We start from the raw sequence: 14,433 nt of genomic DNA on the forward strand, positions 1-14,433 counted from the left end.
CGCATGCCGACCGACCCGGAACCGCCAGTGGAGGAAAGATGGCTGAGACCCAGGACCGCCTCGTCGAAGCCCTGCGGCTCTCGCTGAAGGAGAACGAGCTGCTGCGCCGGCAGAACGCCGAACTCGCCGACCCCGCGCCCGAACCGATCGCGATCGTGGGCATGGCCTGCCGCCTCCCGGGCGGGGTGCGCACCCCGCAGGACCTCTGGACGCTGCTGACCGACGGCGCGGACGTGATCGCCGACCTGCCCCGGGACCGCGGCTGGGACATCGACGGCCGGTACGACCCCGACCCCGACGTGCCCGGCACGTTCTACGTCCGGCAGGGCGGCTTCCTGACGGACGTCGCGGAGTTCGACGCGGAGTTCTTCGGCATCTCGCCGCGCGAGGCACTCGGGATGGACCCCCAGCAGCGGCTGCTGCTGGAGACCTCCTGGGAGGCCGTCGAGGCGGCGGGCATCGACCCGCACTCCCTGCGCGGCAGCCGGACCGGCGTCTTCGCGGGCCTCGGCTACCACGACTACGGCACCCGGCTCGGCCGGGTGCCGGACGGGCTGGAGGGCTACCTGGGCAACGGCCGCTCGGGCAGCGTCGCCTCCGGCCGGGTCTCCTACACGCTCGGGCTGGAGGGCCCGGCCGTCACGGTGGACACGGCCTGCTCGTCCTCGCTGGTCGCGCTGCACCTCGCGGCCCGCTCGCTGCGCCAGGGCGAGTGCGACCTCGCGCTGGCCGGCGGGGTGACGGTGATGTCCACCCTGGACGGCATCCTGGAGCTGTCCCGCCAGCGGGCGCTGGCCCGGGACGGCCGCTCCAAGGCGTTCGGCGCCGGCGCCGACGGCATGAGCACGGCCGAGGGGGTCGGCCTGCTGCTGGTGGAGCGGCTCTCCGACGCCCGCCGCCTCGGCCACCCGGTGCTCGCGGTGCTCCGGGGCAGCGCGATCAACCAGGACGGCAGGTCGAACGGCCTGACCGCGCCGAACGGCGCCGCGCAGCGCCGGGTGATCCGGCAGGCCCTCGCCGAGGCGCGGCTGACGCCGGACCAGGTCGACCTGCTGGAGGCGCACGGCACCGGCACCGCGCTGGGCGACCCGATCGAGGCCGTCGAGCTGCTGGCCACCTACGGCCAGGGCCGGCCGCCGGAGCACCCGGCCTGGCTGGGCTCGGTGAAGTCGAACCTCGGCCACACCCAGTTCGCCGCCGGTGTCACCGGGGTCATCAAGGCCGTCCTCGCGATGCGGCACGGGGTGCTGCCGAAGACCCTGCACGCGGACGAGCGGACCGCGCAGGTGGACTGGTCGTCGGGTGCGGTGGAGCTGTTGACGCGGGCGCGGCCGTGGCCGGAGACGGGGCGGCCGAGGCGTTCGGCGGTGTCCTCGTTCGGGATCAGCGGGACCAACGCGCATGTGGTGCTGGAGCAGGCACCGCCGGAGCCGTCGGAGTCGGCGGAGGCGAGCGCGGGCGGTGTGGTGCCGTGGCTGCTGTCGGGTGCTGACGAGGGCGGCCTGCGGGCCCAGGCCGGCCGGCTGGCGGCGCATCTGCGGGAGCGGCCGGAGTTGGGCGTGCGGGACGTCGGCCACGCGCTGGCGGTCACCCGGGCGGCGCTGCCGGAGCGGGCCGCGGTTCTCGGCGCGGACCGGGCGGCCCTGCTGCGTGGCCTGGACGCGCTGGCCGAGGGCCGGCCCGCCGCCGCGGTGGTCCGGTCCGCCGTCACCGAGCACGACGGCACCGTCTTCGTCTTCCCGGGCCAGGGCTCGCAGTGGCTCGGGATGGGTGTCGAGCTGCTGGCGGAGTCGGAGGTCTTCCGAAACCGGATGGCGGAGTGCGCCGAGGCGCTGAAGCCCTTCGTCGACTGGGACCTCCTGGACGTCCTGCGGGGCGCGCCCGGCGCGCCGTCGCTGGACCGGATCGACGTCGTCCAGCCCGTGCTGTTCTCCGTCCTGGTGTCGCTGGCGGCGGTCTGGCGCTCCTACGGGGTGGAACCCTCGGCCGTGGTGGGGCACTCCCAGGGCGAGGTGGCGGCGGCCTGCGTGGCCGGCGTGCTGACGCTCCCGGACGCCGCCCGGCTGGCCGCGCTGCGCAGCCGGGCCCTGGCCCGACTGGCCGGACTCGGTGGGCTGGCCCCGGTGTTCCTGCCGGTGGAGCAGGTGCGCGAGCGCCTGCGGGCCTGGGAGGGCCGGCTCTCGGTGGCGGCCGTGAACGGGCCGGGCACCGTGGTGGTGTCCGGGGACCTCGACGCGCTGGGCGCCTTCGTGAAGGACTGCGAGGCGGACGGCGTCCGGGTCCGCCGGGTCCAGGCGGGCGTCGCCTCGCACGGGCCGCAGATCGATCTGGTCCGGGACGAGCTGGCCGGGGTACTGGCGCCGGTCGTGCCGGGCCCGGCCGCGATCCCGTTCTACTCCTCGGTGACCGGGCGGCTGATGGAGGGGCGGGAGCTCGACGCCGCCTACTGGTACGCCAACCTGCGGCAGCCGGTGGAGTTCGAGGCCGCCACCCGGGCGCTGCTCGACGACGACCACCGGGTCTTCGTCGAGGTCAGCCCCCACCCGGTGCTGGCGGCCGGCATCCAGGACACCGTCGAGAGCGCGGAGGCCACGGCGACGGTGACGGGCACGCTGCGCCGCGACGAGGGCGGGCCGGAGCGCCTGCTGGCCTCGGTGGCCGGGCTCTGGGCCGCCGGTGTCCCGGTCGACTGGAGCGCCGCCACCGCCGGCGGCCGCCCGGTCGAGCTGCCCACCTACGCCTTCCAGCGCCGCCGCTACTGGCTCGACGCCGAGCCGGAGGAGGAGCCGGAGCCGGGCGGCCGGCCGCTCGCGGACCAGCCGTTCTGGGCGGCCGTCGAGCAGGGCGACATCGAGGCCCTGGCCCGCGCGCTGGGCGCCGGACCGGACGGCGGGGCGGCCGTCGACGCCCTGGCGCCCGCCCTGCCGCTGCTCGCCGCCTGGCGGCAGCGGCAGCGGACGCTGTCCGTGGTGGACGGCTGGCGGTACGTCATCGACTGGCAGCCGCTGCGCGAGCCGTCCGGGCCGGCCCTGTCCGGCACCTGGCTGGTGGTGGTCCCGGCCGGTGACACCGGTGACCCGTGGGCCGCCGAGGCCGAACGCGCCCTCGCCGAGCACGGCGCCCGGGTGCTGCGGATCGCGCTCGACCCGGCCGCGGACCGCGCCCGGCTGGCCGACCGGCTGCGCGAACTCGCCGGCGGGCCGGAGCCCTTGGCGGGCGTGCTGTCGCTGCTGGCGCCGGCCGGGCAGCCGCACCCCGAGCACCCCGCGCTGTCGGTGGGCCTGGTGCTCACGCTGGCCCTGGTGCAGGCGCTCGGTGACGCCGGTGTCGCGGCCCCGCTCTGGTGCGCGACGCGCGGCGCGGTCACGGTCGGCGCCGCCGACCCGCTCGACAGCCCCGGCCAGGCCGCCCTCTGGGGCCTGGGCCGGACGGTCGCCCTGGAGCACCCCGACCGCTGGGGCGGCCTGGTCGACCTGCCCGGGCAGCCGGACGACCGGGCGCGCGCCCGGCTGTGCGGCGTGCTCGCGGGCATCGCCGACGAGGACCAGGTGGCCGTCCGGGCCGGCGGCCTGTACGCGCGCCGGCTGGTCCGCGCGACCGCCCCGGCCCCTGGGGCGGAGGTCGCAGCGGGGGGCGGGGCCGAGCCGGGGACGGCGGCCGAACCGGCCGGCTGGCGGCCGCGCGGCACCGTCCTGCTCACCGGCGCCACCGGGGCGGTCGGCCCCTACCTCGCCCGCTGGCTGGCCCGCAGCGGGGCCGAGCACCTGGTGCTCACCAGCCGCTCCGCCGCCGGGGGCCCGGCCACCGACGCGCTGCGGGCCGAACTCGCGGCCACCGGTACCAGGGTGACGGTCACCGCGTGCGACGTCGCGGACCGGTCCGCGCTCGCCGCGCTGGTGGCCCGGCTGGCGGCGGACGGCACGCCGGTGCGGGCCGTCGTGCACGCGGCCGCCTTCATCCGGCTGAGCTCGCTGGACGCCACCACCCCGGCGGAGTTCGCCGAGGTGGTCGCGGCCAAGGCGGACGGCGCCCGCCACCTCGACGAGATCTTCGACCGGGACGACCTGGACGCCTTCGTGCTCTTCTCGTCCGTCGCCGGGGTCTGGGGCAGCGGCGACCACGGCGCCTACGCGGTGGCCAACGCCTACCTGGACGCCCTCGCGCAGCAGCGCCGGGCCCGCGGGCTGCGGGCGACCTCGGTCGCCTGGGGGCTCTGGAACACCCCGGACCGCTGGGGCCCCGAGGGCCCGTCGAAGGAGGCCGAGCGCCGGCTGTTCCGGCAGGGGCTGCCGCTGATGGACCCCGAACCGGCCGTCGCCGCCCTCCAGCAGGTGCTGGACCGCGACGAGACCTTCGTCGCCCTGGTCGACGTGGCCTGGGACCGCTTCGTGCCGACCTTCGCCTCCGCCCGGCCGCGGCCGCTCCTGGACGCCATCCCCGAGGCCCGCCGGGGCCGCCGGAGCGAGCAGCCGGAGCCCGGGCACGCGGCGGACGCCCTCGCCCGGTGGCGCGACCGCCTGGCGGGCCGCCCGGCGGCGGAGGCCGACCGGGAGCTGCTGGAGCTGGTCGCCGGGACGGTGGCGGCGGTGCTCGGCCACGACTCGCCCGAGGCGATCGCGACCGGGCGGCCCTTCCGCGAACTCGGCTTCGAGTCGCTGGCCTCGGTCGACCTGCGCAACCGGCTGAACGCCGCGACCGGCCTGCGGCTGCCGACCACCGTGGTCTTCGACCACCCGACGGTCCGGGCGCTCGCCGACCGGCTGCGGACCGAGATTCTGGGGGAGTCGCCCCAGGTGGCCGAGCACCCGGCGCCCGCCGGTGCCGCAGCCGGGGACGACCCCGTCGCGATCGTGGCGATGAGCTGCCGGCTGCCGGGCGGCGTCCGGACGCCCGAGGACCTCTGGCAGCTGCTCGACGCCGGTACGGACGCCGTCTCCGGGCTGCCCACCGAGCGCGGCTGGGACCTCGCGGGCCTCTACCACCCGCAGCCCGGACGCCCCGACACCACCTGCACGCGGGAGGGCGGATTCCTGCACGACGCCGCCGAGTTCGACCCCGGGTTCTTCGGCATCGGTCCGAGCGAGGCGCTGGCGATGGACCCGCAGCAGCGGCTGCTGCTGGAGGCCTCCTGGGAGGCCGTCGAGCGGGCCGGCATCGACCCGCACGCCCTGCGCGGCAGCCGCACCGGCGTCTACATCGGCTCCCGCTACCAGGGCTACGGTGCCCGGGCCGAGGTCACCGACGAGCTGTCGGCGCACCTCGGTCTCGGCGACGTGATCAGCATCCTCTCCGGCCGGGTCTCCTACACCCTCGGCCTGGAGGGCCCCGCGGTCACCGTCGACACGGCGTGCTCGTCCTCGATGGTGGCCCTGCACCTGGCCGCCCAGGCGCTGCGCCAGGGCGACTGCTCGCTCGCCCTGGCGGGCGGGGTCACCGTGATGTCCTACCCGTCCGAACTGGTCGGGCTGAGCCGGCTGGGCGAGCTGTCGGCGGACGGCCGCTGCAAGTCCTTCTCGGCGGAGGCCGACGGCATGGGGATGGCCGAGGGCGTCGCCGTCGTCCTTCTGGAGCGGCTGTCGGACGCCCGCCGGCACGGGCACCCGGTGCTGGCCCTGGTCCGCGGCTCGGCCGTCAACCAGGACGGCGCGAGCAACGGGCTCACCGCGCCCAACGGTTCGGCGCAGCGGCGGGTGATCCAGCAGGCCCTGGCCAACGCCGATCTGACGCCCGATCAGGTCGACGCGGTGGAGGCACACGGCACCGGTACGGCGCTGGGCGATCCGATCGAGGCCACCGCGCTGCTGGCCGCCTACGGCGCCGGCCGCTCGCCCGAACGGCCGCTCTGGCTGGGCACCATGAAGTCCAACATCGGCCACACCCAGTCGGCGTCCGGCGTGGCCGGAGTGATCAAGATGGTGCTGGCCATGCGGCACGGCGTGCTGCCCAGGACCTTGCACGCGGACCGGCCGTCACCGCAGGTGGACTGGGAGGCCGGCGCGGTCCGGCTGCTGACGCGGGCGCGGTCCTGGCCGGAGACCGGTCGGCCCAGGCGGGCCGGGGTGTCCTCGTTCGGGATGAGCGGCACCAACACCCATGTCGTGCTGGAACACGTGGCCGAGGACGCCCCGGACTCCGGGGGCGCTCCGGCTCGGCAGCACGGGCCGCTGCCCTGGGCACTGTCGGGCCGCACCGCGGCCGGGCTGGCCGCCCAGGCGGCGCGCCTCGCCGCCTTCCTGGAGTCGGGGGCCGAGCCGTCCGCCCTGGACGTCGCCTTCTCGCTGGCCACCGGCCGGGCGGGCCTGGAGCACCGCGCGGTGGTGTTCGCCGCCGACCGGGAGGGGTTCCTCGGCGGGCTCAAGGCCGTGGCCGAGGGGGTGCCGGCCGAGAACGTGATCGACGGCCGGCCGGAGGCGGACACCGCGGCCCCGGCGACCGGGACGGCCGGCGGACTGGAGGCGCTCGCCCGGCGGTGGGTGCGCGGCCAGGACGTCGACTGGCGGACCGCCCTGCCGGGCGGGCGGCGGGTGGACCTGCCCACCTACGCCTTCCAGCGCGAGGCCTTCTGGCTGACGCGCTGACGCGCTGACCCCCCGGCACCCGCACGGGCCGGTCCGGACGGGAGCACCGTCCGGACCGGCCCGCGCGGTTCGGCTCAGGTGCGGGCGGCCGTCTGCCGCTCGGCCCAGCCGGCCAGCTCCTCGCGCCCGATCTTCGCGTTGTGCCGGATGTCGACCGGGAACCCCGGGTGCCGCAGGAACTCGCGCAGCCCGGCCGTCAGCGGCCGGTCGGCGCCGAGCCGGCGCAGCTCGGTCAGCAGCTCGGGCCACTGCTCCTCGGAGACGCCGTCCTCGGTCTCCACGCACACCACCGGGCGCTGGGCCCCGGGGGCCCCGATGCCGACCAGGGCGCTGCGCCGGACCAGCGGGTGCGCGTTGAAGACCCCCTCGCAGCGGACGGTGTGCAGGTCGCCCCCGGCGGTGCGCACCCGCTGGGCCCGGCGCCCGCAGAACCAGAGGCGCCCGGCGTCGTCCAGGTAGCCCAGGTCACCGGTCCGGTGCCAGGTCCGCTCGGGACCGTCGGCGGGCCGCTCGCGGATCTTGTACTGGGCGTTGGCGTCCGCGGTGGCGTGGTAGCGCGGGCTGACCACGTCCCCCGCCACCACGATCTCGCCGATCTCCCCGGCGGGGACCGCCAGGTCGTCCTCCCAGTCCGGCAGCGGGCCGTCGTCGACCCGCACCAGCCGCACGAGCGTCCCGTCGACCGGCCGGCCGACGCAGGTGCCGTCGCCCAGCGCGCCCCGGGCCGCCGTCTCGCCCAGGATCTCGGTGGACTCGATCGAGGAGATCGGCATCGCCTCGGTGGCGCCGTAGGCGACGTGGATCCCGGTCCGCTCGTCCAGCACCCGGCGCAGCGAGGCGACCAGGTCGGGCGGGACGGGTGCGCCGGCGGACACCACGCCGCGCAGCTCGGGCAGCGGGACGCGCTCGCGCTCCAGGTGGGCGGCGAGGACGCGGAACAGCGCCGGGGAGCCGAACACGGTGGACACCCGGAACCGGGTCAGGGCCGCCGTCAGCAGCTCCGGGTCCGCCTGCGCCACCTTGGCCGGCGCGATCGGCGCCAGCACCATGGTCGAGCCGTAGATGAGGTCGAACAGCCCCCAGATCGGGACGGTGACCAGGGATATGTCGTCACGGTCGCGCCCGTGCGCGGCGTGCATCTGGCGGGCCGTCGCGGTGGCCATCCGGTGGACGCTCTCGACGCCCTTGGCGGCCCCGGTGCTCCCGGTGGTGAAGGCGATCATCATCAGGTCGTCGCCGGTCACCGGCCGGGCCGGCGCCGAGCCGGAGCCGCCGAGCAGCCCGTCCAGGGTGTGGCCGCCCCAGAACCAGCGCCGGCCCAGCGTCACCTTGATCCGGACGGTCGCGAAGGTGCGGCGGCCGAGCACCCGGACGGCGTGCGCGACCGAGGGCCCGACGAAGGCCTCCGCGCCCACCGCGCGGTAGCAGTTGAGCATGCGTTTGATGCCCATGCCCGGGTCCACCACCACCGGTACCGCGCCGATCCGCAGCAGCGCGAAGACGAGGATGTACAGATCCGGTCCGGGCTTGGGCATCAGGATGGTCCGCATGCCCGAGGTGATCCCGATCCGGCTGAACCCGGCCGCCAACTCCTCGACCTGGCGTTGCAGTTCGCCGTAGCTGAGCTCGCGGTAGCGGATCGCGCCGTCCGGCTCCCGGCCGTCGGGGTGGATGATCGCGGTCTTCTCGGGGGAGGTGCGGGCGTGCCGTTCCAGGTAGTCGGCGAGACCGGCCTCGGCCTCGAAGGGGTGCCGGGGTGCGACGGTCATCGGCGGGCCGCCCGTCCGGCGGTGGCCTCGACTCCACGGTGGCGCCTGGCAGTCATCACTGGTTCTCACTCCTCGGGGTCCACACGAAGGCGCGCTCCCCGTAGCGCCGCCCTGACATGTCGCACCGGGCGGCACACGGTGCCCGTGCGGCAGCCGGTGCCGGTGGGCCTCGGACGACAGGAGTGACGCTACCGGCCGGGCGATCATCGCGGTCGAGAACCGTCAAAAAGGGTCGTGCGCGGTGCAGATGGACCGCCCGCCCCGGATCACCGGCCGCATGCGAAGCCAATGAGACGATACGTCTCGTCTTGACGAGAAGGCGGAACGGGGACGATAGTGGAGCCATCAAACGAGACGAACCGTCTCGTCTCTCGTAAGTGGAGGAGTACCGGGTATGCGCACCTCAGCCGCAAGCACCGACCGGGTCTGGTTCATCACGGGCGCCAGCCGGGGCCTCGGCCGCGCCTTCGCGGACGCGGCACTCGCCGCGGGGGACCGGGTCGCGGTCGCCGCGCGCACCACCGGGCCGCTGGAGGAGCTGGCGGCCGCCCACCCCGGGCGGGTGCTGCCCCTCGGGCTGGACGTGACCGACCGCGGCGCCGTCTTCGCGGCGGTCGCCGAGGCCGTCGGCCACTTCGGCCGGCTCGACATCGTCGTCAACAACGCCGGGATGCTCTCGATGGGCATGGTCGAGGAGTTCGGCGAGGCCGAGGCCCGGGCCCACCTCGACGTCAACTTCTTCGGCGCGCTCTGGGTGAGCCAGGCGGTGCTGCCCGTGCTGCGCGGGCAGGGCTCCGGGCACCTGGTGCAGATCTCCAGCGTCGCCGCGCTGGGCGGATTCCCGAGCACCGGGCTCTACAGCGCCGGCAAGTTCGCGCTGGAGGGCCTGAGCGAGGCGATCGCGAGGGAGGTGGCGGGCTTCGGCGTGAAGGTGAGCATCGTGCAGCCCGGTGGCTACTGGACCGACCTCTACACGGCGATGCACAGCACCGACACCCTGGACGCCTACGACCCGCTCCGGGCCGAACTGGCGAAGCAGTTCGCCGAGGGCTCGGTCGACAGCGACCCGAAGCTCGCCGCCGAGGCGCTGCTCCGGCTCGTCGACAGCGACGAGCCCCCGCTGCGCCTGCTGCTGGGGAGCATGGTCTACGACCTGGCGTTCGACATCGCGCGGACCAGGATGGAGACCTGGGCCGGCTGGGAGGAGGTCAGCCGTGCGGCGGAGCACGCGGTGCCCGCGCCCGGCCCGGCCGCCGGGGTGCGGTGACCGCCGGGGCGGCCGGCGCGCGGCGTCAGGCGTCGGTCGGCAGGACCGGGGTGAGGCGGCGCGGTGGCGCCGTGCGCGGCTGGGCGGGGAGCGGGAGGGCGAGGGCGTCGCGGCTGCCGGCCGGCAGCGCCAGCGCGGCCCCGACCTCGGCGGGCAGGTCGCGCAGGCCGAGCAGTCCGGTGCAGAGCCGGGCGGTGGCACGGTGCCAGTCACCGGAGCGCCGGAGGAGGGCGTGACCGCTGCCGACCACGGTGTACCCGCAGACCCCGGCCCCGGCCGAGCGGGCGCGGGCGGCGAAGGCGCGGGTGTCGGCCGGGCCGGTGACCTTGTCGCGGTCGCCGTGCAGCATCAGGACGCTCCGGCCGGCGAGCTGTTCGCACGGGTCCTCCGCCGGGCACCAGGGCGCCAGCGCGACCACGCCGGTGACGTTCGGGTGGCCCGCCGCGCGCAGCGCCGCCCGGCCGCCCATCGAGTGGCCGACCAGCAGGGTCGGCACGTGCCCCAGCTCCTCGGCCAGGTCGCCGAGCGCGGCCCGGGTGTCCCGGGCGGCGTCGGCGCGCTCGCCGTTCCAGCCCTGGTGGCGGTAGCGGACGGTGCCGATCGCGACCCCGGCCCCCGCCGTCTCCCGGCGCAGGGCCCGCACGAACCCGGTCATCCGCAGGCCGGGCAGGTTGACCGGGCCGGGCCGGCCGAGGCCGTGCTCCCGGCCGCCGTGCAGGACCAGCACCGCGGCCACCGGGCGCTCGGGCAGCTCCCGCCAGACCAGCGCCCGGTGGCCGGTCGCACCGCTCTCGCGACCCGCCCGGACCGTGCTCCCCGTGTCGCCGCTCACCCTGTACCGTCCCGCCCCCGCCGTCCGTCCGTTGGACCGCCACTGTACGCGTCGACCCGTCGGCGCCGGGCCCGCCCGGGAGGATCGCCCCGGCCGCACCCGCCCTCAGCGGGTGAGCAGGCCCTGCTCGCGCACCAGCCAGCAGATCGCGGTCAGCCGGTGCACCGCGAAGTCGTACCCCACCGGCTCCCGCCAGCCGATGTCGATCAGCGCGTCGACGAACTCCGCCGCGTACCGCGACAGCTCCGCGCGGTCCAGCGCCAGGGGCAGCAGCTCCGGGCCCTGCGCGTAGAGCAGTTCGCGCAACTGGGCGACGTGCTGGTCGACCGCGGCGACGAAGCCGGGCTCGAAGGCGAACTCGGCCAGCCGCGGCGTGAAGGCGGCGACGATCCCGGGCAGCGGGCAGCCGGCCGGCTGGTCGGGGGAGTCGCGGTGGGACTCGTCGGGCGTGGCGAACATCCGTCCAAGGTAGGCGAGCGGCGGCGGGGGAGCGGCCGCGCTGGCTGAGACCTTGGCCACCCCGCCGCCCGCCGCCCGGCCGGTCCCGCCCTCCGCCCCGCCGCGTGGCCGAAAGCGCGGATCGCCCGGAAGCACGGGGCGATCTGCCCCAGAATGGACCGCATGGATCTTCGAATCTTCACCGAGCCCCAGCAGGGCGCGAGCTACGACACGCTGCTCCGGGTGGCGCGGACCACCGAGGAGCTCGGCGCCTTCAGCGCCTTCTTCCGCTCCGACCACTACCTCAAGATGGGCGGGGTGAGCGGCCTGCCCGGCCCGACCGACGCCTGGATCACGCTGGCCGGCCTCGCCCGCGACACCAGCACCATCCGCCTGGGCACCCTGATGACCGCCGCCACCTTCCGGCTGCCCGGCGTGCTCGCCATCCAGGTCGCCCAGGTCGACGCGATGAGCGGCGGCCGGGTCGAGTTCGGCCTCGGCGCCGGCTGGTTCGAGGAGGAGCACACCGCCTACGGCATCCCGTTCCCCAAGGAGAAGTTCGGGCGGCTGGAGGAGCAGCTGGCGATCATCACCGGCCTCTGGAACACCAAGGTCGGCGACACCTTCGACTTCGCCGGCGAGTACTACCGGCTGACCGAGTCGCCGGCGCTGCCCAAGCCCGCCCAGGAGAAGATCCCGGTGCTGGTCGGCGGCACGGGCCCGACCCGGACGCCGGCGCTGGCCGCCCGCTTCGCCGACGAGTTCAACCTGCCCTTCGTCTCGGTCGAGCAGAGCGCCGCCCAGTTCGGCCGGGTCCGGGCCGCCGTCGAGCGGGCCGGGCGCCAGGCCGACGACCTGGTGTACTCCAACGCCCTGGTCGCCTGCGTGGGCCGGGATGACGCCGAGGTGGCCCGCCGGGCCGCCGCGATCGGCCGCGACGTGGACGAGCTGAAGGCCAACGGCCTGGCCGGTACCCCCGACGAGGTGGTGGCGACGATCGGCCGCTACGCCGCCGTCGGCTCCGAGCGCTTCTACCTCCAGATCCTCGACCTGGACGACCTCGACCACCTGGAGCTGATCGCCTCCCGGGTCGCCCCGCAGCTGGACTGAGCCGCCCCGCGACCGTCCGGCTCCCCTGCCCGCCCTTGCCCGCCTCCGCCCGCCTGCGCCGCCGGGCGGAGGCGGGCAGGGGCGGCGCGCTCTGCCCCGGGCAGCCGGGCCGAAACAGCCGGTACGAACGGCCGGGGCGAATGCGTCGGTTCCGAGGGCGTGGTGCGAGGGCGTTGTGCGGGAGGCGCCGCCGCGGCGCGGGAGGGCTCGGCCGCACCGGCGCTGACCACTAGTCTTTACTCTCTCTTGAAGGGGGAAGGTTTCTTCGGGAGGCGGAGGCCGGGGAGCCGGGGCCGCGGAGTCAGGGGGAGTGCCGGTGGTTGAGGTCGGGGTGTCCGGGGCCAAGGTGCCCGTACCGAGATCGGCGTGCGCCGCCGAGGTCCGCCCGGCCGCGGCGGTGCTGCGCCCGCGCGGCCTGCACGACCTGCGTCGGGGGCCCGGCACGGCCGGGCGCGGCGAAGCGGGGGCCGCCCCGGTGCCCGCGCAGGCGCTGCACTACCGCGCCGATGACCTGCTGGTCGTGTCGGGCCTGCCGGGCAGCGGCAAGAGCACCCTGATGCGCCGCTGCGTCCGCGCCCCGCTGGTCGACTCCCAGCAGGTGCGGGAGGAGTACGCGGCCCGGGTCCCCGGCTGGCTGCCCTATGCCGCCTACCGCCCGCTGGTGCGGGCCGCGCACTACCGGCGGCTGCGCCGCGCCGTCCTGGCCGGCGGCCCGCTCGCGGTGCACGACTGCGGCACGCTGCCCTGGGTGCGGTACTGGCTGGGCCGCGCGGCCGCCCGGCAGGGGCGCCGGGTGCACCTGATCCTGCTGGACGCGAGCGCGGAGGAGGCCCGGGACGGCCAGCACGCCCGGGGCCAGCGCGTCTCCGCGTACGCCTTCGCCCGGCACCGTGAGTCCGCCCGGCGGCTGCGCGGGCGGCTGGCCGGGACGGGCGAGCCGCCGGCGGGCTGTGCGTCGGCGGTGGTACTCGACCGGGCCGGTGCGCGCGCCGTGCGGGAGATCGTCTTCGTGGCGTCGTAGTCTCGGCGAGGCGGTGCGGGGCCGCCCACCCGACCGGTCCGGTCGGCCTTCCGAGGCCTGTCCGGCGGACGGAGCGTCAACTTTCGGACAACCCGGGGGCGTTGCCCCGACCGTGCGGCACCGGAAATGCTCCACCTGTGACCGGGGTCACTCGATCGGGCTTCCGGGTTATGTCCGATATGTCGTCAGAACTTTGCGGCCGGAAGAAACCTGACGCGTACACGCGGCCCTGCGTAGCCTAGGCTCGGCGGCCCCCCTCCGCCACCCCCCACAACTCCCCCTCAGGAGCGCAGATGCGTCGTTCTGCCCGCGTACCCTCGCGTGTCCCCCGCAGATTCCTCAGCGCCGCAGCCCTCGTCACGGCCCTCGGGCTCACCCAGTTCGCCGCTCCCTCGGCGTTCTCCACCGCCGCCGCGCACGCCCCCGGCGCGGTCGCCGCCCCGTGCGTCGGCGGGGAGAGCCAGGACGCCGGGGCCCGCAAGCCCGCCGGCAGCCCGGGCGGCCAGGAGCCCAACGCCGTCACCGAGGCCCAGGCCCAGGCGATGGACGCGGACCTCAGCGCCCGGGTCGCCCAACTGGCCCACTCCTCCCAGGGCAGCGCGCTGCTCGCCCCGGGGACGCTCGCCGCCACCACGACCATCCCGGTGTACGTCCACGTGGTCCACGCCGGATCGACGGGCAAGCTGACCGCGACGGACATCAGCCGGCAGATCTCCGTCCTCAACGCCGCCTACGGCGGCCAGGGCGCGGGCAACACCGCCAGCCAGTTCCAGTTCCAGCTGACCGGCACCGACTACACCGACAACTCGTCCTGGTACAACGGCATCACCCCGGGCTCCTCGGCCGAACGGTCGATGAAGAGCTCGCTGCGCAAGGGCGGTGCCAACGCCCTCAACCTCTACACCGCCAAGCTCGGCCAGTCGCTGCTCGGCTGGGCGACCTTCCCCAGCTCCTACCAGTCGAACCCGAGCGACGACGGCGTGGTCATCCTCGACAGCTCGTTCCCCGGCGGCTCGGCCACCAACTACAACGAGGGCGACACCGTCACCCACGAGGTCGGCCACTGGCTCGGGCTGTACCACACCTTCCAGGGCGGCTGCGGCGGCCAGGGCGACTACGTCTCGGACACCCCGGCCGAGAAGACCGCCGCGTACCAGTGCCCCGCCGGCCGCGACACCTGCACGGCCACCGGCGTCGACCCGATCCACAACTTCATGGACTACACCTACGACTCCTGCATGACCCAGTTCACCCCCGGCCAGGTCGCCAGGATGTCCAACTCCTGGGCCGCCTACCGGGCCTGACGGGCCGTCCGTCCAGAGACCCTGGCGGGGGGGGGGGGGGGAAGGGAAAGGCCCCCCCCCCCCCCCCCCCCCCCCCCCCCCTTTTTTTTTCTCTTTCTCGAACGGAACGCCCCC

Annotated in this window: 8 protein-coding genes; 5 read left to right on the forward strand and 3 right to left on the reverse strand. The window is 76.0% G+C overall.

Features of this window, described 5'->3' with window-relative positions; all coding sequences use genetic code 11:
* Positions 1 to 38 precede the first annotated feature (38 nt).
* Positions 39 to 6,578 (forward strand): type I polyketide synthase, encoded by a 6,540-nt coding sequence (locus ACZ4UX_RS25305; RefSeq protein WP_465708334.1) that lies wholly within the window; start codon positions 39 to 41, stop codon positions 6,576 to 6,578.
* Positions 6,579 to 6,652: 74 nt separating this feature from the next.
* Here ACZ4UX_RS25305 and ACZ4UX_RS25310 read toward each other — a convergent pair whose 3' ends face one another.
* Positions 6,653 to 8,347: a fatty acid CoA ligase family protein gene (locus ACZ4UX_RS25310; RefSeq protein WP_465708335.1), complete on the reverse strand. Its 1,695-nt coding sequence runs from the start codon at positions 8,345 to 8,347 to the stop codon at positions 6,653 to 6,655.
* A gap of 394 nt (positions 8,348 to 8,741) precedes the next feature.
* Between ACZ4UX_RS25310 and ACZ4UX_RS25315 the strand changes: the two genes are divergently transcribed.
* Positions 8,742 to 9,614: an SDR family NAD(P)-dependent oxidoreductase gene (locus ACZ4UX_RS25315; RefSeq protein ID WP_352293808.1), complete on the forward strand. Its 873-nt coding sequence runs from the start codon at positions 8,742 to 8,744 to the stop codon at positions 9,612 to 9,614.
* Positions 9,615 to 9,639: 25 nt separating this feature from the next.
* Here the strand turns inward: ACZ4UX_RS25315 and ACZ4UX_RS25320 are convergent, their stop codons facing one another.
* On the reverse strand, positions 9,640 to 10,446 hold the full coding sequence (locus ACZ4UX_RS25320; protein WP_465708336.1) for an alpha/beta hydrolase: 807 nt from the start codon (positions 10,444 to 10,446) through the stop codon (positions 9,640 to 9,642).
* 105 nt (positions 10,447 to 10,551) lie between these two features.
* Positions 10,552 to 10,905 (reverse strand): DUF6401 family natural product biosynthesis protein, encoded by a 354-nt coding sequence (locus tag ACZ4UX_RS25325; protein WP_465708337.1) that lies wholly within the window; start codon positions 10,903 to 10,905, stop codon positions 10,552 to 10,554.
* 162 nt (positions 10,906 to 11,067) lie between these two features.
* Between ACZ4UX_RS25325 and ACZ4UX_RS25330 the strand changes: the two genes are divergently transcribed.
* The 3 genes from ACZ4UX_RS25330 (at position 11,068) to ACZ4UX_RS25340 (ending at position 14,319) form a co-directional block, all read left to right on the forward strand.
* On the forward strand, positions 11,068 to 11,994 hold the full coding sequence (locus ACZ4UX_RS25330; RefSeq protein WP_465708338.1) for an LLM class F420-dependent oxidoreductase: 927 nt from the start codon (positions 11,068 to 11,070) through the stop codon (positions 11,992 to 11,994).
* Positions 11,995 to 12,310: 316 nt separating this feature from the next.
* On the forward strand, positions 12,311 to 13,015 hold the full coding sequence (locus ACZ4UX_RS25335; protein WP_465708339.1) for an AAA family ATPase: 705 nt from the start codon (positions 12,311 to 12,313) through the stop codon (positions 13,013 to 13,015).
* 293 nt (positions 13,016 to 13,308) lie between these two features.
* Entirely contained in the window at positions 13,309 to 14,319 is a 1,011-nt protein-coding gene (locus ACZ4UX_RS25340) for a zinc metalloprotease (RefSeq protein WP_465708340.1), read from the forward strand.
* Positions 14,320 to 14,433: the final 114 nt, after the last annotated feature.

It is taken from the genome of Kitasatospora sp. NPDC028961 (genome assembly GCF_055564815.1).

Bases quoted from the DNA above. Each gene is read 5' to 3' on its own strand.
- ACZ4UX_RS25305 (WP_465708334.1), top strand. From the start codon at position 39: ATGGCTGAGACCCAGGACCGCCTCGTCGAAGCCCTGCGGCTCTCGCTG.
- ACZ4UX_RS25310 (WP_465708335.1), bottom strand. From the start codon at position 8,347: ATGACCGTCGCACCCCGGCACCCCTTCGAGGCCGAGGCCGGTCTCGCC.
- ACZ4UX_RS25315 (WP_352293808.1), top strand. From the start codon at position 8,742: ATGCGCACCTCAGCCGCAAGCACCGACCGGGTCTGGTTCATCACGGGC.
- ACZ4UX_RS25325 (WP_465708337.1), bottom strand. From the start codon at position 10,905: ATGTTCGCCACGCCCGACGAGTCCCACCGCGACTCCCCCGACCAGCCG.
- ACZ4UX_RS25330 (WP_465708338.1), top strand. From the start codon at position 11,068: ATGGATCTTCGAATCTTCACCGAGCCCCAGCAGGGCGCGAGCTACGAC.
- ACZ4UX_RS25340 (WP_465708340.1), top strand. From the start codon at position 13,309: ATGCGTCGTTCTGCCCGCGTACCCTCGCGTGTCCCCCGCAGATTCCTC.